23 protein-coding genes and 1 riboswitch are annotated in these 19,647 nt (G+C 38.2%); of the genes, 5 read left to right on the top strand and 18 right to left on the bottom strand.

Translation table 11 applies throughout. From position 1 onward, the window contains the following. Positions 1 to 556: 556 nt before the first annotated feature. From J7E52_RS26420 to azlC, 4 genes are read right to left on the bottom strand one after another with little or no spacing between them, the layout of a single operon-like run. Positions 557 to 868, bottom strand: coding sequence for a hotdog domain-containing protein (locus tag J7E52_RS26420; RefSeq protein WP_309476949.1), 312 nt, complete (start codon positions 866 to 868; stop codon positions 557 to 559). Positions 869 to 870: 2 nt separating this feature from the next. Then, complete coding sequence (locus tag J7E52_RS27235; RefSeq protein ID WP_286198099.1) at positions 871 to 1,005, bottom strand: hypothetical protein; 135 nt, start codon at positions 1,003 to 1,005, stop codon at positions 871 to 873. Between the two features lie 28 nt (positions 1,006 to 1,033). Further along, the gene (locus J7E52_RS26415; protein ID WP_214751527.1) at positions 1,034 to 1,366 is read right to left on the bottom strand and encodes a branched-chain amino acid transporter permease; all 333 of its coding nucleotides are present in this window, start codon (positions 1,364 to 1,366) and stop codon (positions 1,034 to 1,036) included. Next, on the bottom strand, positions 1,363 to 2,118 hold the full coding sequence (gene azlC, locus J7E52_RS26410) for an azaleucine resistance protein AzlC (protein ID WP_214751523.1): 756 nt from the start codon (positions 2,116 to 2,118) through the stop codon (positions 1,363 to 1,365). Before azlC ends, J7E52_RS26415 begins: the two co-directional genes overlap by 4 nt. A 177-nt stretch (positions 2,119 to 2,295) precedes the next feature. Between azlC and J7E52_RS26405 the strand changes: the two genes are divergently transcribed. Next, positions 2,296 to 3,684 carry an aminotransferase-like domain-containing protein gene (locus J7E52_RS26405; RefSeq protein ID WP_214751521.1) on the top strand — a complete coding sequence of 463 codons (1,389 nt, stop codon included), beginning with the start codon at positions 2,296 to 2,298 and terminating at the stop codon, positions 3,682 to 3,684. 616 nt (positions 3,685 to 4,300) lie between these two features. On the opposite strand, the gene J7E52_RS26400 is transcribed toward J7E52_RS26405, so the two are convergent. From J7E52_RS26400 to J7E52_RS26390, 3 genes are all read right to left on the bottom strand, one after another. Further along, on the bottom strand, positions 4,301 to 4,459 hold the full coding sequence (locus tag J7E52_RS26400) for a hypothetical protein (protein WP_214751518.1): 159 nt from the start codon (positions 4,457 to 4,459) through the stop codon (positions 4,301 to 4,303). A 67-nt stretch (positions 4,460 to 4,526) separates the two neighbouring features. Then, positions 4,527 to 5,213 (bottom strand): MBL fold metallo-hydrolase, encoded by a 687-nt coding sequence (locus tag J7E52_RS26395; RefSeq protein ID WP_214751515.1) that lies wholly within the window; start codon positions 5,211 to 5,213, stop codon positions 4,527 to 4,529. Between the two features lie 265 nt (positions 5,214 to 5,478). Beyond that, positions 5,479 to 6,090: a hypothetical protein gene (locus J7E52_RS26390; RefSeq protein ID WP_214751512.1), complete on the bottom strand. Its 612-nt coding sequence runs from the start codon at positions 6,088 to 6,090 to the stop codon at positions 5,479 to 5,481. Between the two features lie 1,202 nt (positions 6,091 to 7,292). Between J7E52_RS26390 and J7E52_RS26385 the strand changes: the two genes are divergently transcribed. After that, on the top strand, positions 7,293 to 7,874 hold the full coding sequence (locus tag J7E52_RS26385) for an LOG family protein (RefSeq protein WP_214751510.1): 582 nt from the start codon (positions 7,293 to 7,295) through the stop codon (positions 7,872 to 7,874). Positions 7,875 to 7,946: 72 nt separating this feature from the next. On the opposite strand, the gene J7E52_RS26380 is transcribed toward J7E52_RS26385, so the two are convergent. Both J7E52_RS26380 and J7E52_RS26375 read right to left on the bottom strand, forming a co-directional pair. Beyond that, on the bottom strand, positions 7,947 to 8,321 hold the full coding sequence (locus J7E52_RS26380) for an NUDIX domain-containing protein (RefSeq protein ID WP_286198098.1): 375 nt from the start codon (positions 8,319 to 8,321) through the stop codon (positions 7,947 to 7,949). Between the two features lie 207 nt (positions 8,322 to 8,528). Continuing rightward, on the bottom strand, positions 8,529 to 9,143 hold the full coding sequence (locus tag J7E52_RS26375) for an undecaprenyl-diphosphatase (RefSeq protein WP_214751508.1): 615 nt from the start codon (positions 9,141 to 9,143) through the stop codon (positions 8,529 to 8,531). 324 nt (positions 9,144 to 9,467) lie between these two features. On the opposite strand from J7E52_RS26375, the gene J7E52_RS26370 reads away from it, so the two are divergent. Next, positions 9,468 to 9,992, top strand: a complete 525-nt coding sequence (locus tag J7E52_RS26370) for a histidine phosphatase family protein (protein WP_214751505.1) — start codon at positions 9,468 to 9,470, stop codon at positions 9,990 to 9,992. 786 nt (positions 9,993 to 10,778) lie between these two features. Then, positions 10,779 to 11,372, top strand: coding sequence for a dienelactone hydrolase family protein (locus tag J7E52_RS26365; protein ID WP_214751502.1), 594 nt, complete (start codon positions 10,779 to 10,781; stop codon positions 11,370 to 11,372). A gap of 8 nt (positions 11,373 to 11,380) precedes the next feature. Here the strand turns inward: J7E52_RS26365 and J7E52_RS26360 are convergent, their stop codons facing one another. The 7 genes from J7E52_RS26360 to J7E52_RS26330 form a co-directional block, all read right to left on the bottom strand. Beyond that, positions 11,381 to 11,575, bottom strand: coding sequence for a Fur-regulated basic protein FbpA (locus J7E52_RS26360; RefSeq protein WP_214751500.1), 195 nt, complete (start codon positions 11,573 to 11,575; stop codon positions 11,381 to 11,383). A gap of 25 nt (positions 11,576 to 11,600) precedes the next feature. Beyond that, positions 11,601 to 11,810, bottom strand: coding sequence for a Fur-regulated basic protein FbpA (locus J7E52_RS26355; protein WP_098372066.1), 210 nt, complete (start codon positions 11,808 to 11,810; stop codon positions 11,601 to 11,603). A gap of 208 nt (positions 11,811 to 12,018) precedes the next feature. Next, complete coding sequence (locus tag J7E52_RS26350; RefSeq protein WP_214751497.1) at positions 12,019 to 13,221, bottom strand: M20 family metallopeptidase; 1,203 nt, start codon at positions 13,219 to 13,221, stop codon at positions 12,019 to 12,021. A gap of 32 nt (positions 13,222 to 13,253) precedes the next feature. Next, entirely contained in the window at positions 13,254 to 14,126 is an 873-nt protein-coding gene (locus tag J7E52_RS26345) for a MetQ/NlpA family ABC transporter substrate-binding protein (protein WP_214751494.1), read from the bottom strand. A gap of 21 nt (positions 14,127 to 14,147) precedes the next feature. Beyond that, on the bottom strand, positions 14,148 to 14,798 hold the full coding sequence (locus J7E52_RS26340; RefSeq protein ID WP_214751530.1) for a methionine ABC transporter permease: 651 nt from the start codon (positions 14,796 to 14,798) through the stop codon (positions 14,148 to 14,150). A 13-nt stretch (positions 14,799 to 14,811) separates the two neighbouring features. Continuing rightward, positions 14,812 to 15,834: a methionine ABC transporter ATP-binding protein gene (locus J7E52_RS26335; RefSeq protein WP_214751492.1), complete on the bottom strand. Its 1,023-nt coding sequence runs from the start codon at positions 15,832 to 15,834 to the stop codon at positions 14,812 to 14,814. A 338-nt stretch (positions 15,835 to 16,172) separates the two neighbouring features. Continuing rightward, a riboswitch (SAM riboswitch) is annotated at positions 16,173 to 16,284 on the bottom strand. 138 nt (positions 16,285 to 16,422) lie between these two features. Beyond that, complete coding sequence (locus tag J7E52_RS26330; RefSeq protein WP_214751489.1) at positions 16,423 to 16,890, bottom strand: GNAT family N-acetyltransferase; 468 nt, start codon at positions 16,888 to 16,890, stop codon at positions 16,423 to 16,425. 292 nt (positions 16,891 to 17,182) lie between these two features. On the opposite strand from J7E52_RS26330, the gene J7E52_RS26325 reads away from it, so the two are divergent. Further along, complete coding sequence (locus J7E52_RS26325; protein WP_214751487.1) at positions 17,183 to 17,728, top strand: NADPH-dependent FMN reductase; 546 nt, start codon at positions 17,183 to 17,185, stop codon at positions 17,726 to 17,728. A gap of 72 nt (positions 17,729 to 17,800) precedes the next feature. Here the strand turns inward: J7E52_RS26325 and J7E52_RS26320 are convergent, their stop codons facing one another. Next, positions 17,801 to 18,586, bottom strand: coding sequence for a glucose 1-dehydrogenase (locus J7E52_RS26320; protein WP_048689825.1), 786 nt, complete (start codon positions 18,584 to 18,586; stop codon positions 17,801 to 17,803). A gap of 16 nt (positions 18,587 to 18,602) precedes the next feature. After that, a complete protein-coding gene (locus J7E52_RS26315; RefSeq protein WP_214751485.1) occupies positions 18,603 to 19,457 on the bottom strand; it encodes a RhaT/GlcU family sugar-proton symporter in 855 nt (284 codons plus the stop codon). Positions 19,458 to 19,647: the final 190 nt, after the last annotated feature.

Genomic DNA, 19,647 nt, shown 5'->3' with positions numbered 1-19,647 from the left:
ATTATGACCCGTTGAGACATGGGAGGGAAAGCATCCAGGGGCAGCGTGGAAAATGTGTGCAGCATATGTAATAATATGGGATTTTTAACAGATCCCCTATTTCAATCTGCCCTCATCTTATCAAAACGGTCCGATCTCTTTCGTTCATCTAAAGCAACCTATACCATGTGGTTTGAAATCCTGCGAATAAGCGAGTATTCGCGAGCATTATCAATTAAACTGAGGGAGTTCATTAAAAGTGATCCTCATTAAAGAATCGCGCCCAATACTTGAATAAACATTTTACTTACTGGAACATGATTATTTTCTAATTTATACTTCATTTTCACTATTAATATAAGAATGTCTTAGAGCTAAAGATAATCCAACTATATACAGAGATAAAAGACAAATCCACTTTTCTTTAATGTTATTAGCCCTAAAATTAAATATAATTTTTCCACTGGATAATTTCCCCTTTTTAGGAAAGGTCAAACAGCACTCTTGAAACTGCCCCTTTAACTCCGTAAGAAAAAGCTGTCTCAAGGACAGCTCTGATCAATAACTATTATACTGCTTAATCTTGTTCATCAAGTTCAATAAAATAATGATCCTTACGGTATGACACTGCCTCCATGGTTGCGATCAGATTTTGCTCATGCAAGACGTCTATTCGATAAAATCCTGTCCGATAGTTTCGTTTAACTTCCGTTGCGCAGGCTAAAATCTTGTCTCCGGGTTTAGCTGATTCAATAAACTGGCTGGTTGTCGAGAGTCCTAATGATGTTTTACCATATGCATTACAGGCTACGGAAAAAGCATGATCTGCTAAAGCATAAATAACTGCCCCGTGAACAGTTCCATATGCATTCACCATAGTGCTTTGCACTTCTAACGTTGCTTCTGCAGTACCAGCCTCGAATGAATGCCTAACGACTGTGCATACGGATCGTTTTTCACTTGCTCATGAATTTGTTCATAGTGTTTTTCATAAATTTGATATTCATCAATTTTCTCCTTCACCATTACCTCCCCCTTTGATTGAATATTTTCTCTAGAAAACCAATTGCACCAACATCATGTAGACAATCGTCCCCCCCGCTATGGAAAGGAGCATCATTTTCTTCCAAAAGTGAAGCAGGGCAACTACTGCTATCGCCATAAATTCAGGGATGCCATGACTTCCGGATTGTAAGCTTACATCCTTTAAACAATAAATGATCAAAAGCCCTATTACCGCAGATGGCAGCATTTTACCGAGATACTGTACATACTTCGGTGTGGTTTTACCTGATGGGAAAACGATGAATGGAAGAAACCTTGTAAGCATTGTGCCTAAAACAACCATTGCAATTGTAATGATCTGCTGTGTTAAATCCATTGTCATATGGTCTTGACCTCAACTTTCTCTAATGGCTTTCTAAGTAAGGTGAGTAACCCCAAAATTGCAAACATTGCAGGGATGATGAAATTGTTTCCGCCAAAAATAATAAGGCAGACTGCTGACAGTCCAAGCCCTGCGAGAGCACTATGATGGTTTTTCTCTTTCATCCACTGTTCAATGAAGATGACAACAAAGAGAGCCGTCATAACAAAATCGAGTCCTTCTGTGTTGAATTTGACAAATGATCCAAAAATGCCGCCAATCGCCGATCCTATCACCCAATAGGAATGATTGAGCATTGTCACGAAGAACATAAACCAGCCCTTGTCTACATTCTTTGGAACATCAACCGTACAATTGATGGAAAAAGACTCATCGCAAAGCCCAAAAATCAGATACAGCTTTTTCTTCCCGGTCCCCTTATACTTATCAAGCATGGATATGCCATAAAACAAATGCCGTGCATTCACCATTAAAGTTAGAAAAAGGGCGTTAATCGGATTGAATGCGACAAGCAATAAATTGGCAGCAATAAACTCCATCGATCCTGCAAATATTGTTAGACTCATCAATATCGGGTAAATCGCACTGAAACCTAATGAGTTCATAAAGATTCCATAAGCAATGCCTAAAAATAAAAAGCCTGCAAAAATGGGAACTGTGTACGGAAAAGCCGCACGAAATGCAGTTATCATTTGAGTTCTTTTTTTCATATGTTTCACATCCTGATGGCTAAATTTATTTAAACTTAACATACAAAATCCGTACAAAAAACAAGTTAATTGTATGGATTACAATTAAAATAAAATACCCCCTTTTCAGCAAAATGGAGGTACTGATAGATATTCCTTATATAAATCATCCCGTTTCAAGATTAGAATTCCATACAAAAAATGATAAGATTGTATGGAATAAGATAGTAGAGGTGAACTATGCCAGTAAATTCATTTGACAATTATCCAATGTCTTGGAAACCTGATAAAAAAGCATTAAAGCGTCCTTTTTATAAATCTCTTGCATCATTACTTGAACAAGATATAATAAATGGTTTTTTAGCACCTGGAACAAAGTTGCCTCCGCAACGGGAATTGGCAGATTTTCTTGACATGAACTTCACTACGATTACCCGTTCCTACAAAATATGCGAGGTAAAGGGATTAATATATGCCGTTACGGGAAGCGGAACCTTTGTGGCTCCTAATGCCACTCGTTCTATAACCATTTCCGCGGATAAAACGGCAAACAGCATTGATCTGGGTTTTGTGGCCTCTTTTGAGCAAACCAATGATATTGTATCAGAAACCATTCAAAAAACTGTGAACAAAAGTTATTTGGAACAGCTGCTGAATTACAACGATCCGACTGGTATTCCACATCAAAAAACAGCAGCTCTAAACTGGATGGAATCTTTCGGCATTCATGCGGATCAAGAGCATATAGCAATCGTTTCCGGAGCCCAAAATGCATTGGCCATTGCCTTGGCTGCTTTGTTTGAACCTGGTAATAGAATTGCAACCGACTTATACACATATTCAAACTTTATCGAGCTGGCAAAGATGTTTCATATTAAGTTAGTGCCCATTCCCGGAGACCAGTATGGAATGCTGCCAGACGAACTTGAAAAGCAGTGTTGTCAAACAAATATTGACGGCATTTTTCTGATGCCCTCTTGCAACAATCCAACCACAGTCATGATGTCAGATATTCGAAAGCAAGAAATAGCTGCGGTCATCCGTAAGCATCGTTTAATTTTGATTGAGGATGATATTCATGCATTTCTGACGGCAGGCATTATCTCCGATTACCGGCAGCCAATGTTCCATTTACTCCCGGAACAGAGCGTTTATATTTGTGGCACCTCTAAGTCAATATGTTCTGGATTAAGAGTTGCCTATATGGTTTATGGGGATGCATTTCGCGAGAAAATTTCCCAGGCCATTTTCAATATAAATGTAAAGACCTCTTCTTTTGATGCAGAGGTTATCACAGAGCTTATTCTATCAGGTAAGGCTCATGAAATTGTTTCTCAAAAGAAACAGCTTGCACAGACTGCTAATGATATTTATTCGGAATATTTTCCTTTAAGAAAGGATGTTGGACATCCTCTCAGTCTTTATCGTTGGCTTCCAATTAAAGGACATAATGATGCATTACAGCTGGAAACGGATTTGAAAAGGCGCGGTATTCGAGTGTTTCATTCCAATCGCTTTCAAAGCGGACAGACCACTCCTGATATGCATTTGCGTATTGCACTATCTTCTACAAACTCATTTGATGAGTTAAAAATAGGATTAGAAATATTAAAACAGTATCTAGATTGATTCAAAAAGATGAAGTATTCAATGTTTACGAACCTGCAGCTTTAGTTACGTGAGATTGCAGACAAACTCGGAAATTCGAGTCTGTCTGCAGTTTTTTTTTAAAATGTTTCAGTTGATTTCTGAAATCCGCTCCCTTTCAATCTATTAAGGAGTACAGGAAAAAAAACATAACGATAATCTATTTTAAAATCATGGCTCGGGATGAGACCAGACTACAGTTTTTTTTTAAAAAAAAGCTGTTTTCGTAAGGATCGTGGCTTTTAAAACAAGTAGAACTATTTACTTTTTTTGGTACAATAAATATAGGAGTTTATTCTGTTAAAGGGAGTGAAACATTGAAAATAGACGAAGAAAAAAGCAAATCAACGAGAGGTATACCGTATTTCTAGGGGCTGCAATTGGGGCTATTATTGGATTAATTGCATATACAAACAATTGGCTAGGTTAACGAAAAAAATCAGAAGATGGAAAAATAACATGAAAAACGAACAGATTTCTGTCTGGTCGTTTTTCATGTTATTTACATATCCAATTTCGTACGGCTACTCCAAGGAGATCATCAGTTTCTATCGATAACGTTTTTTAGTAGATAGCAAAAAACTTTTAGAAAACAGCCTTAAAATACAATCCAGTTGATTTCAGAAACCCGCTCCCTTTCCGCCGACTGTCTGCCAAGCCTCATCAAAGCAAGCGTCTCCGGGGTTTCGGCTATCCAGTTATTTGGCAGGAGTGTCACAAGTTTCTTCAATCCAATAAGGATTGCAGGAAAAAACATAACGATAATCTATTCTTGTTTTAAAATCATGGCTCGAGGTGAGAGCCTTCCGAACCCCATTTTCCAATTATAAAGTGAATTTTCCACCATGATAACAATAGTAATTTTCAGCTTTAAGATTTTTAACCTTTCTTAAAGACTGTTCGGCTTTCTCGACATTTAAACAAAAGTGTGGATTAGCGATTACCAATTCATGATTCTCTTTAACGGCTGCATCACCTGTTACTACACTTTTTAAACTTGGAAAATATAATGAAATATGCCCTGAAGTATGCCCTGGTGTTGCGACTATTCTACATTCGTCATCTAAAATCAGATCACCATCATGTACCTTTTCATCAATTGAAACATGCTTCAAATTCTTTAATCGTTGTATAAACCATTTACCGAATTCGATGTCTTGATTTGGCATATTTTCTAGCATTTCTTCAGCTTGAACCAATCTCTCTGACTTCATTTCACCACTAATATATTTTGATTCTACTTCACTGGCTATAATGTTAATCAAAGGATACTTTTCCTTGAAGTCATATAAGGAACCTATATGATCAATATCATAATGAGTAATGATTATATTCTTTAAATTCTTCATTTCATTACCATTCTTTAAAATTTCATTTTCAATTAAAGGTAAAAAGTTAGGATACCCTGTATCAACCAAGGTCAGTTCATTCTTCATTATAATCAAACTAGGATTAATGTAATTTTTTTGCCCATTAAATTCAAATTCAATTGGCAGTTCTATTATCTTCATTTTTCCTCCACACCTCCCGTTTATGAAAACCGAATATTCTATATTTTCTCCTACTATTAATTTTAACAAAATCTCCCTTTAAATCTCTAATTAACTGCCCCTTTAATTGCGTAACAAAAAGGTTGGCGAAAACAACCTGGTTATTGAAGTTAAGCATCTGTTCGTTTAAGCATTTCTTCAAACTAAGTGAATTTCCCCTTTCAATAAGAAAAAGCCACCAGGGATGGCGGCAGGTTGTACCTTTTGTCTGCTATTATTGTATATTTTATTTCTCCCTATCTGAGATATTCAATTGAGACCCTTTTAGAGATTTTCCAGCCTCCGAAACTTTAGTAACAGTTTCTTTCGCTTTCTCCTTCGCTTCAACTGCTACATCCACTAAATTTGCTGCATTGGCAATGTTATTAGCGACCGATTTCTTTCCTTTTGTTATACCTAACAATTGATCATCTACCAAGTTATAGATGGACTGAGCTTCCTGAATTGCTTCTTTGAGGGATGTAGAAGCGGAGTTAAATCGTTGAACAAGCTCTTCCTTTGTATCCTTAGGATTTTCCTTCACCTGTGAGATTAATTCTACTGTAGATTCCTTCATACTTGCAGCTGTGTCCATCACCTTCATTCTTGTGCGGTAATCACGAAGAGATAGAGCCCCACCAATGATTCCTCCTACAATGACTCCTTTAAAAAATAGATTCCTATCTTGATTTCTTGGTTCTACTTCTTGATTTCTTGGTTCTACTTCTTGATTTCTTGGTTCTGCCTCTTGATTTCTTGGTTCTACTTCTTGATTTCTTGGTTCTGCCTCTTGATTTCTTGGTTCTGCCTCTACATTTTGGGAAGAACTTTTAGTTGGCAAGAAAGTGCTATTAGTCATTATATTACCTCCTTTATTGGTTTAAGTAACATTTCCCGTTTTTTCAAGATTTAAACTACAAAAAAGTTTAGTCACAATAAATAATAAACCCCGCTTATTTGAAACATTTCTATATCACAATAAATCGCCCGCCCTTCGCGAACCTTTAACAAACCTGCCCCGAGCACAATAAAAAAGGTTGCCGCCGCAACCTTTGATCGTGAACTAAAGCACCGAGTTGAACAAGCCCTTTCTGATGCAATATATCTACTAAAAAATACTAGGAAGTTTTTAAACAAATTTTTTAATAACATATTGCCTGCAAACAATCACCCTTTTTTGACTGTATCTTTAATCTCTAGTTTTATTAATACATTTTAAAAAGGCACTCTTTGTGGAGTCCCTTTCTTTAGGAAGTTGCTCTATGATGGACAGGTTTCTCGTCAAATACATTGTTATTGAGATACTTATAAAAGAACGAACCATTCTCCTATGTCGACAACAATAGCTGAGAGAAGTGCAGCATTAAATAGGTCATTGTCACACACTACGAATAAATCCAAGATTTTGAAGTTAGATGCACATTCTCAGGAAAAAAATTGGATTTTATTGTTCATATAGGGATTATTATCAACTAAATTCACCAATTAAAATGCCATAACTAAAATTTCAGCCTCTTTAATTAGAGGCTTCATATCAATTGTTTAAATTTCCTTTATCCACGCCGATAGTAATTTTTATCTAAAATATAGCTATCTTCCTCTGTAGCTCTCATACTGCAAAACTAATGATATGTTTTTCTGCAATAAAAAGCCGACTGTTTTTCAATAAAACCAATCGGCTGTATGGGTTTTTAATTTATTTGATTGTTACGCATTTACAAAGTGACCCCTTTATCGTTAGTTAACCACATGGCCGTGTGCTGATTACTCGTTAGTTCGTACTTTATTCGTGGATTTTGCAGTTTTTACATGTGAATTTTTGCTATTCACTCGTGAGTTTTGCTGTTTTACTAGTGAGTTCGCACTTACTCGTGAATTTACGCTGTTTACTCGTGAGTTTTGCTGTTTTACTCGTGAATTTACGCTGTTTACTCGTGAATTCTCGCTGATTACTCGTGAGTTTGTGCTATTCACTTCTGAGTTAGGTAATTCCAATTTAACAAATCCCCCTGAATTTTGTATGATAAGAAAGGAAGATTACTAAATGGGAGATGTGATATTTTGAAAAGTCTAGCTGTATTTTGTGGATCAAGCAAAGGTGCATCTGCTGTCTATGTAGAAGAGGCTAAAAAACTGGGTGCGGAACTGGCAAAACGTAATATTACCCTTGTCTATGGGGGCTCAAGTGTAGGCATCATGGGTGCAGTTGCAGATTCCGTTTTGGAAGCAGGCGGAAATGTAATTGGCGTCATGCCAGATTTTCTAGAAAAAAAAGAAATCGCACACAAGAACTTAACCGAACTGATTGTCGTGGAATCCATGCATGAAAGAAAAGCAAAAATGGCTGAGCTTGCAGATGGGTTCATTGCATTGCCAGGCGGGCCAGGAACATTGGAAGAATTCTTTGAGATTTTCACTTGGGCTCAGCTTGGTCTTCATCAAAAGCCTTGCGGACTATTAAACATCAATCACTATTATGATCCTTTGGTCGCTTTATTCAATCATATGTCCGACGAACAATTCCTACATGAAAAATTCCGTTCCATGGCGCTGGTAGATGTTGAACCAAATGGTCTTCTTGATCAATTTAATACATATGAACCGCCAACCGTAAAAACTTTCATTACTGAAAAGCAAACCTGAACATTAAAAAACAACCGGCCAAGATCAATAATGACCTTGGCCGGTTGTGATAAACTGCTGCACACTGATGGGTTAGGTAAATATCAGGTTTAAATAATCTCCATGCCCTTTAATAAGTTGCACTTCATGTTCGGATGAAATCCAGAAGAAATGGAATGTCAGCCCCGCCTCATCTCCTCCACCCGTTGGCTGATGGTCCCATTCATCAGGAACATTCGATACACTTATTTGATAAAAATATCTATTATGTATGGCATCATCAGCGTTCTCCCAAAAATCTTCCGCAATTAATTTCTCCACATGAAAATTTTCCAGACCTGTTTCTTCTTTCATTTCCCTAATCACTGCTTGGTAAGCATCTTCTTGAGGCTTCACTGTTCCCTTGGGTATCTGTATACCCGCTTCACTAATGGGATGTTGAAAAAACCAATACCTGTGTTTCTCCATTTTTGATTCTTGTTACATACCCGTATGCTTTTTTTATCGCTATCACCATCATTCCCCCGTTATTCGATAGATCAATCACCAAAAGCAAATATGCGTTCTGTCTCTTTCACCTTATTTTACCATCCAACATCATCACATGGATATTTTTGTATTTATCAAAAACTTCGTTCAACAAAAAAAGGCTGCCAGAGCAACCCTTGATCTCACTTAAAACTCCTTTGATTTTTTTTCCTTCGATTTAGTTAAGGGGGATAGAACCATTTGTTCATACCTCGCATATCCCCCTAATAATTTATGAATCAAGCTTATTTTAGGAACGACAGGGTAAACCACCGAGGCTGAAATGGCACTTAGTATAGCTCCTGCAAGCACATCCGCCGGAAAGTGGACACCTACCCAAATACGGGAAATGCCAACAAGGAAAGCCAGCATGATCCATAGCAGCCACCATCCTCTTTTGAAAAGCCAAAAGGATACACAAAATGAGAAAAACAAGATGGTATGGTCGCTTGGAAATGAATTATCCACCGCTTTTTCAATTAACTTATTAACATTGGTCAATTCAGCAAATGGCTGATTGTTCGAATGCAATCTCCCTGCCATTTTCCCCATCATTTCAGCTATTACAAACGTGATCATCCCACAAACAACCATCATTTTACTCTGTTCATTTCGAGTGAACCATATTACGATGACTGCCAAAGCCAAGAAAAACACCATGTACTCGGCAATGAAAATGGCAGAAGGGTTTAAATAAGCGTATTGTTTCCCTAAGTCATTGATCATTCTAAATACATTGATATTCAGCTCAAAAAAATCCATTTCATACCCAACTTTCCTCTTTTTCTTACATATTAAAGAGAATGGAAGTAAATCACCATCGTTCTTCCTGACAGTTTAAGCTATAATCTTACAATTTTGTCACGTGGTTGTTGTGCTAGTTCAAGGTCCTTTACTTAGCTTCATGGAGTGAGTTCTGAAGCTAATATGTTAAAATCACCACACAAGGACATGATAAGAACTTATAACTTTTAATGCAGGGTTTAGAATTATAACTAATGGGCTCAATTTTTATTCTTTTAAAGGTTTTATTAAAGTTGAATAGAATTATAAATTGGGATAAATAAACAAAATTGAGGTGATATCTTGCAGATATTATTAATTCGGCATGGTGAGTCAGAAGACGATTTTCCAGAAGAAAATTACGAAGGAACTACTGATTTACCACTAACTATTAAGGGAGTTGAACAAGTAGAAAAAATGTGCAGACGTGTATCCGAAGAGTTTCCACCAGAATTCATTTGGTCAAGCACTTTGCTTCGTGCTAGTAAAACTGCCGAAACTTTATCAAATACTATCAAATGTCCAGTAACATTCTTGGAAGATTTACGAGAGATGCAGGAAATGGAGAAAAATTCAGATTTTAGATTAAGAGCTCAAAATGTACTTTCTTATATTAGAGAGAACAGTGCAAATTATAAACGAATTGCCATTATATCCCACGGAGGGGTGATTACTAAAATAATTGAAAGCTTTCTTCAATTACCACCCGCAATTAATGATGTGTGGTTCAATTCTCATAATACAGGAATACATCTTCTAGAGTATACTGATCATCCATACAAACTTATAAGGTTTTTAAATAGTACTACGCATCTGGAATATAGCTAACGATCAAGGCTGTCTTAAGGCAGCCTTTTCTTTATAGGCAGGATAGTTGAGGAATTGTATAATATAGTTGTAAATTAAAGAGGATTCAGAGGTAATAGGAATGTATCAATTCGAACACAAGGTTCAAAGGACAAAAAAGATATTCAAGGGGTACATAATTTTATTTATTATGGCTTCATTGATTACCCTGATTTCATTCCTTATGGATGGAAATATTTTTCGGGGAATGACCTGTCTCTTTTTTTCTTTCATTGTCTTCCACTATGGTCAACGCCAAAAAGTCTGGGCAGTATTAATTATTAAATTTATAGTTTGGCTGCACATTATTTTACTGCTGATTACAATTATTATTTTCACGATAACACATTGGTAGGCTAGATTTTTTATTGATCGGGGCATGTTAGTTGAACAATGAGCCGAAGAGAAAAACTTGAATTCATAAGGTGGCAAAAAATTTGAAATGGGAAAATGTTACGTACGGTATTACAATATTCATTGTTTTACTTTTTCTTAATCCGTATCTTGATAAAATAGGTATCTCTTATTGGCTTCAATTGCTATGTATTGTAGTTGTCGTTTTGTGCATTAATTTTACTTTATCTAAAATCAAATTCCTTCAGAAAATGGTAACAAAGAAAGTAGGCTGGTTAACCCTGATTTCGGCTTTTATTTTCGTTACGGTTTTGTCTGAATTATTTTTCAAATAATATCTTAAATAACAGTGGTTGCTTAAGCAACCTTGGAAGCATGGTTAAGTAGAACAATATAAGTATAAGGAGGTTAAAAATGCTGCACATACAGAAAAATTCCGATGCTGTCATCATTGTCATTCACGAAATTTATGGACTAAACCAACATATGAAGGGTTTTTGTGAATCATTATCAAAACAGGGTTTTGATGTCATCTGTCCGAATTTGTTAGATCGAGAGACGCCTTTTGAATATTCCCAAGAGGAAGCTGCTTATCGTCATTTTATGGAGAACGTAGGTTTCACAACCGCTTTAAATAAAATAAAGGATATGTTATCGGATATAAAAGATGAATACCAAAAGATTTTTCTCCTTGGATTCAGTGCAGGGGCAACTGTAGCTTGGCTGTGCAGTGAGGAAGGATGTGTCGATGCAATAGTTGGTTACTACGGTTCCCGTATTAGGAATTATGCAGAATTAGCGCCACAATGCCCTGCACTGCTATTTTTCCCACTAGAAGAGCCATCATTTAATGTGGACGAGTTAATTTCAGCTTTAGAAAGAAAGAATGTCGAAGTTCATAAATTCAGCGGAGAACACGGCTTCAGTGATCCTTACAACTCAAACTATCATGTAGAATCAGCACAGAAAGCCTTTAGCAAAATGATGAAATTTTTTATGGAGCATTAACATTCAACCTAATGCCGTTTTGCATTGATCCATTGTATCGAACCCGCATCACTATGGGGATGACAGTCATTTTGAACCTTTTTATATTCTATTTCCAATTCTTTTAAGGTTAACTTCATCAGCTGTTCCACACTCTTATCTACAGTATGGATCATAAGTTTATAGATCAATTCCTTCCGCCTTTCTTCCACACCCTTCCTCATTTCACCCTCTCCTTTTATTCTGACATTATATGAAATGATGTATCCTCAGACAGGGGGAATGATCATCGGATTCCTTCTCTTCGATTTTACTTATTTTAATATATTCATTCTCTAAATCGGTTAAGGTTAATTCAAAAAGATGGATGTCATTCTTTTTATAAACTCCCTTGTTAATCAACTTGTTGATTAGGAAGTTTCTTTTTTTCTCAATGGCTTTACGTAATAATATCCCCATGATAAATCCCCCTTTATAGGATGTATTGAAAGAGAATCTTTCGACTTGACCATTCACAAAAAAACCGGAGACACCTCTTTACATGAAAGAAAAGTCTCCGGTTTTCCGGTCAATTAACCTATAATTCCTATTCAATTACTCGGTATTGTTATTTTTAATAATACTAACCCTTTGATCCGCAGTCAACAATTTTTTTCCTGCATCTTATTTATTTTTGCTTCGCTTCATGAAATGCTGCTTTCACTTTATCCAACAGGTCTTTATCCGAAAGCAAGTTATACCCTGTAAGTGCTAGAGCTTTTGCTCCGGTCAGGATGGCTTTGTCTCCAGCAGGTGATTTGGCACAGTCGCGGAATTCATTTGTATGGGCAATCAGCTCATCATGTCCAATTTTTATATAAGGATGTGCTGTCGGCACTACATGGCTTACATTACCTGCATCCGTCGAGCCAAAGCCACTCTCTTTTCGAGGAGCCACCGCTTCCCCTAATTGAGCCAGTTCTTCTTTTAACAGTTCATCCAAAACTGGATTAATGACAAAATCGAGTACTTCATTTTGGAAACGTTCAACTTTAACCGTACTTCCTGTAGCAAGTGCTGCACCTTCAGCAACAGCACGTATTTTATTGGATACTTCTTGGCAAAGTTTCCATGTTGTTGCTCTAATGTAAAACCTGGAGGAGGCATATTCAGGAATGATGTTAGGCGCTTCCCCGCCATTGGTGATGATTCCGTGAATTTTGACCTCGGCTGGGAGCTGCTGGCGCAAAGCATTAATGCCATTGAACAGCTGAATCACCGCGTCAAGTGCATTCACGCCTTCTTCAGGTGCAGCTGCTGCATGTGCTGACTTCCCGTAAAAATGAAAATCAAGGGGGTCGACGGCCAAAAATGGACTTGTGACACGCGTTTGCCCAGCAGGATGGATAAGTATGGCAGCATCCACCCCATCAAATAGACCGTGCTTCACAAAGCTGCCTTTTGCGCTTCCATTCGGTCCGCCCTCTTCTGCTGGTGTTCCGAAAACAATCACCTCTCCGCCCGTTTCCTCCAGAACTTGAGCCAGGGAAATGCCTGCTGCAACACTGGTTGTGCCGATGATATTATGGCCGCAAGCATGACCTAAACCCGGCAATGCATCATACTCGGCTAAAAAGGCAATTGTGGGTCCTTTCTTTGAAGAGGTTTTTTTGGCGATGAAACCTGTTTCATGTCCGGCTATATTGCGGGTCACTTCAAATCCTTCATTTCGAAGGATTCCGGTTAATATATCCGAAGCGAAGAACTCTTGATTCCCAATTTCGGGTTTGGCATGAATGGCTTGACTTGTTTCGATATATAATTCGGAATGAAGGTCGATGTGATTTTCAATGATCTGCTTATGCTGCTTCAGCACTAATTCTCTCGCCATAACTTATCTCCCCTTTTTCTTTTGTCTCACCTTTACTTTTCATTAGCTGGTTTTGTCCAAGCATCCTGATAATTCACTAATTCATCTACAGAAACATATGCAGGAATGGTGTTTCCTTTAAACGTTTTTTCAATGAACGCTTCCACTTCTTTCGATTGATATAGCTCCACTAATTTTTGTAGCTCAGGACGGTCGGCATTTCCCTTTTTAACCGCAATGATATTAATATATGGTTTCGCCGTTTTACTTTCATGGAATAAAGAATCTTTCAATGTAAGGCCTGCTTCGACGGCAAAGTTATTATTAATCGCTGAAGCATCAGCATCATCCAATAGACGCGGTGTATTGCCGGCAGCAACAGGTTGGATTTTCAAGTTTTTCGGATTTTCCTTAATGATTTCCAATGATCCCGATCCATTGAATTCCTCTTTCAATGTAATCAATCCAGCTTCCTGAAGAAGGAGTAGTGCACGGCCAAAGTTTGTTGCTTCATTCGGAACGGCTATCGTAGCACCATCTGGAAGATCTTTTAGACTTTTATGTTTTTTCGAATAAAGGCCCATAGGCGCAATGACAGTCGACCCGATTGCCTCTAATTTCAGATTTTGATCTTGAACGAATTCATCGAAGTAAGCGACCGTTTGGAATGAATTGGCATCAATTTCACCTTCACTTAACGCAAGGTTCGGTTGGATATAATCATTGAAAGTGACCAGTTCGATATTAAGCCCTTCCTCTTTCGCTAAGTCCACAATGTATTCCCATGTTCTTGTATCCCCGCTGCTGACACCGACTTTCACTGTTTTCACATCACCCGAACCGCCTGATGCACCTTCTTCTTTCCCGCATGCTGCAGCCACGATGGCCAATGCCAATACCATGATCGTTAATAAGATTTTCTTCATTTCTCCTACCTCCTGTTATTTTTATCTTCTTCTGATTTTTCTTGAAACAAAATTCCCGGTGGATTGCAGTAATTGAACGATGATCACGAGCGCCGCTACTGTGACGATCATCGTCATCGTATCGAACCTTTGATAACCGTAAGCCAAGGCCAAATCGCCGACCCCGCCTGCCCCGACGGCACCTGCCATGGCCGTAGATCCAACCAGACCGATTGTCGCTGTTGTAAATGTAAGGATTAACGAACTAAGTCCCTCGGGAATCAAAAAGCGATATATGATTTGCCATGTCGTCGCCCCCATCGCCTGAGCCGCCTCGATGATCCCTTTGTCCACTTCCAACAGGGAGTTTTCCACAAGCCGGGCAATATAGGGAGCCGCGTAAAAGATAAGCGGAACAATGGCTGCATTCGTTCCGATCGCACTGCCTACAATCATTCTCGTAAATGGAATAAGTGCGACAAGCAAGATAATGAACGGAACTGACCGCAATATATTGATGATCGGGTTCAATACATTAAAGATCCATTTATTCTCCAGGATGTGACCCTTTCTTGTAATGACAAGCAGGATACCGAGCGGCAGCCCAATCAATCCGGAAAATACCAATGAGATGGCCACCATATAAAGTGTGTCACCGAAAGCTGTCGACAGCTGCTCTGCCGTTATTTCCATTCCCCAAAGCGTATTACCCATTTATCTGCACCTCCTGGACGAGAATCCCCTCATCTTTAATATATTGATAAGCCTTGTCCACCTCATTTTTGTTCCCGGTCACTTCGATAATCAAATTCCCGAAAGGCGTTTCCTGAATTTCAGAAATATTGGCTGATAATACACTTAAATGAACATCATATTTCTTCGAGATGGTCGAAAGTAAAGGAGTGCCCGAAGTAGTCCCAATAAAATTAATTTTCCAAATAATCGGGATGTGGGACCCTATGCTTTTTAGAAAACTTTGTGGAATCTCGTCATGTATGACCGTTCTCACGAAGTTTTTTGCAATATCCGTTTGCGGCTTCGCGAATACTTCGAAAACCGAACCTTGTTCAACGACACATCCGCCCTCCATGACCGCTACCTTATTGCAAATTTCCCGAATTACAGACATCTCATGTGTGATTAGCAGAATGGTGATATTGTATTCTTTATTAATTTTCTTTAAGAGCTGCAGAACTGCACTCGTTGTTTGTGGATCCAATGCCGATGTAGCTTCATCACACAATAAGATCGAGGGGTTGGTAGCCAATGCTCTCGCAATGCCGATCCGCTGCTTTTGACCGCCGGATAATTGTTCCGGATAACTCTTTGCCTTGCTCGATAAGCCAACGAACTCCAACAGCTCGCCAACCCGTTTTTTGATTTCCTTAGCCGGAGTTCCCGATAAAACAAGCGGCATGGCAATATTATCAAAAACAGTCTTTGAGTTTAGCAAATTGAAATGCTGAAAGATCATCCCAATTTTTTTCTTTTCTACCCGTAATTCCTTCGGGTTCAATTTGGTTAAATCCTTGCCCCCAACAATCACCTGTCCATCTGAAGGGTGTTCAAGCAAATTGACCAACCTGATCAACGTACTCTTCCCGGCCCCGCTATAACCGACTACACCGAATATATCCCCCTTTTCCACTGTCAAATTAATGCCCTTCAAAGCCTCGACAGTTTGTTTCTTTGCTTGATAAATCTTTTTGACATTTTGAAACTCAATCATCCAATCTCCCCCCATGCTGTTTATTTGTAAGAATTCATTATCAGAGAAGAGCTTTGCAAAGTTTCATAATGATAGGGTTATAGTCTTCGAAACTCACGAGTAAATGTGCAAAATTCACGAGTAAATGCGTGAAACTCACGAGTAATGTGTGAAGCTCATGACTAAATGCGTAAAACTCACCATTATTGCTCGAATTCATGAGTAATTGCACCAATTCTCCAAATAACCATATACATTTTGAATAAACAAAAGAGGCCTCTTCCGTCATCAGACAGAAGAGGCCTCTTTTAGATATAAAAAAGAGTAAACTCTTAAATTAATTATCTAAGAAAAGCTCCTTCTTATCTTTCAAACTTTCGTCCGTTGGAATTAGCACAGTATTTTCACAAATGTAAAAACCCGCTGCCGAGGTATCATAGGGCCAAGTCCCTCCACATCTCTTGATAAGAATTAACGTTATATTTAATTATGTCCTTCACTATATATTCAAATTTCTCTAAAGTCAACCATATTTTTTCGTTCTAAACATTTTCATAATATAGTGAATTGATACCTTTTAAATTATATTAATATAATTTTATTTCATTTTTATAATGATTTACTCATTCTCCACACAAGGTGTTTTTCATTTTCTTCGCTTATCTTCATCATGCCAGATTTCCTATATAAACGAATCGCCCTTCCATTATCCGGAGAAACCCTTAAATGATATTCGGATACATTAAATTGCCTGAAAAAGTTTTCTGCGTAGTGAACCAATTCCTTGCCAATGCCTTTACTGCGGTATTCGGAAATAAGATAAAATAGATTCACATAGCCGATTTCCCTTCCTTCATACTCCCGAATTTGAAGTTCCATTTGTCCGATCGGTTTTTGGTCCTTTTCAATGATCACCTGTCCATCCGGAAATTTGCGGACCCGTTCTTTCATTCGTTGCAGATATGAACTTTCATCTCCAAAACCATCTTCAGATCCAAAACTTACAACAAAGGAATCTTTCCTGAATTTAATGATAATATCTTTATCTTTGTCCGTATCAATGGTACGAAAAATCAACTTCATCCACCTCTATCATTTTAGTGAAATAGTTTTCAAACAAGCAAAACTCATTTTCTTACGCACTTTTATGAAATTTCATTATTTACTTTTTCAAGCCTCTTGTTTCATTTTTTCTGAAAGAGGCCCTTTCGTTTTTATGCCTTGATGAAAAAACATTTCCAGATTGAACAGTTAGAATGATTATTTTCTCAAGCATCCTTTTTCCCTTTCATTTATATTCCAATTATAATAGGTAAGTGGAACACATTTACATGATTATCCATTATAAAAATCATTGGAGGTATTGAAGATGAAAGTTGTTGCAATAGTGGGAAGTATCCGTAAAGAGTCTTACAACCTTAAGCTTGCCAAATATATTCAAACTAGATATCAAGATCGGTTTGATCTCGAAATCTTGAATATTCGGGATTTACCTTTTTATGATCAAGATATTGAAAATGACCCTCCATTAGTTGTAAAAGAATTTAAAAGTAAAGTGGCCGAAGCAGATGCGGTTTTGTGGGTAACACCTGAATACAACGGTACGATTCCAGGAGTATTGGGCAATGCGATCGATTGGTTATCACGTGTCGATAAAGTCTTGATCGGCAAACCTTCATGGATCATGGGTGCATCAATGGGGCAATTAGGAACGGTTAAAGCTCAATTGCATTTGCGTGAAATCTTATTCGCAATAGGCATCTCCTCCCCACTCCTTCCCGGAAATGAAGTATATGTTGGTGCAGTGCATGACAAAATCGATAACGAAGGCAGGCTTACACATGAGTCGACTGTCCAGTTTATCGATACAGTCGTCGATAACTTCATTAGCTGGTATAATCATCATACTCGTTAATGCTTCTTAACAAGAATACCAGCAGGTTTGATCCTGCTGGGATTCTTGTTAAAAGTGGAAATTAATCAAAACTCATCCTCTTCCCGCTTGGAATGAAGGGTATTTTGTCATTCCGCCGTCAGCGAATAGAGTGATGCCCGTTACATAACTGGACTCTGAAGATGCCAGCCATGCAGCAACCGCAGCAATTTCTTCTGGCTTTCCGATATACCCCATCGGAATCATGCTTTCAAGATCCTTCTTCTTTTCGGGATCTTCAAGCTTGTCGGCATTTATTGGCGTGGCGATGGCTCCAGGCCCAATGCTGTTCACCCGGATTCCTTTTGGTGCATATTCAAGAGCCAGGGTTTCCGTAAGCAGCTTCACCCCGCCCTTGCTTGCTGCATAGTGAACGAATAAAGGCCAGGGAATCATCTCATGTACACTGGACATGTTTATCACATTCCCTTTAATATCGTTTTCGACAAAATACTTGATAGCTTCACGGCAGCCTAAGAAATTTCCGGTTAAGTTGGTATCGATTACCCTATTCCAGTCGCTTAACGGCATCTCGTGAGATGGAACCGGATTTTCAATTCCTGCATTATTGATGAAAATATCGAGTTTCCCGAAATTCTTTATCGCTGATTGAACAAGGTTAATCACATCTTCTTCAACGGTGACATCGCCTTTTACTGCAATAGCTTCCCCACCATTTGTCTTGATTTCTTCCATTACACTATCCGCTTCCTCTGATTTAGTGCGATAATTAACCACGACCTTTGCCTTTTCCTTAGCAAAGCGAATGGCCATCGCTTTTCCTAAACCAGTGGATGAACCGGTTATAACAACGACCTTACCTTCTAAATCTGTATACATATAATCACCCTCCAAATTAACTTTTTGCCAATCCGAGCATAATCCCAGCTATGATGATCAAGGTAATTCCAATTACGATTCCAATTAGTTGTCGCTTCGTTTTCTTTTCACGTAAAATGATGATTCCGCCGAGAGTTGAGATGACTATGCCCATTTGCGAAAGGGAAAAACTTGTAGCCACTCCCACACGAGGCTGGGATATAAATAAAAACATGTTCCCTGCAGCCCATATCAATCCCGGAATGATATTGCGAATCGTATATTTGTTAAACGGTTTATGTTTAAAAGTCAATAACAGACCGCCTATCACCATCCCTATCGCTTGAGGGAACAACGCTGACCAGCCATCAACATCAAACAGACGGGCCACGACCACATAAACCAAATAACCGAATGTCGAGATGAGGAGAATAACAATTCCTTTCTTCAAGCTTCCCGATTTGCCCTCTTTTGATTCTTTATCCTCCAAGGAGGTCAAGATGATTCCTATAATAATGAAGACTAATGCCAATACGCCTAAAATGATCGCTTTCATTGTAGACCATTCGTTAAAAACAATGACCCCGAATAGAGTCGTTGAAATGAGCTGCATTCCAGTAGATATCGGCATCGTTTTGGATACTCCCATTAAATCAATGCTCTTAAGCTGATTAGCTTGTCCAACCGCCCAAAACAATCCAGAAACAACCCCGACTCCAAACACCAGAAATGACAACTTAATATCGGCAAAAATATAAACACCTATTGAAAAAATCAAGGCACCAATCGTTGTACCTAGTGTTTGACTATAAGGCCCACCCCCGAGTTTCACATTAAATAAAACGATGCTTCCCCAGAATATTGCCGGCAAGAGAGCTAATAATATATCCATTTTCAACCCCCATATATGTAAGTTCATAACTAAGCAGTAAATTTCATTTTGTCTTCTTAATATGTTCGTATTATTTGAATTGACCCTTGGTAATTTTATGAAGTGTTTCCCCCTATCTAAAACATGGGATGGAAGGACTTGTTTCATCCTATACAAATTACACTCTGCTCTTTAAACTAGAGGTACTTAA

Source organism: Bacillus sp. ISL-34 (assembly GCF_018613325.1).
Classification (GTDB): domain Bacteria; phylum Bacillota; class Bacilli; order Bacillales; family DSM-1321; genus Peribacillus.
The sequence above is the reverse complement of the archived record's forward strand: the minus strand, read 5'-3'. Positions and strand labels throughout refer to the sequence as shown.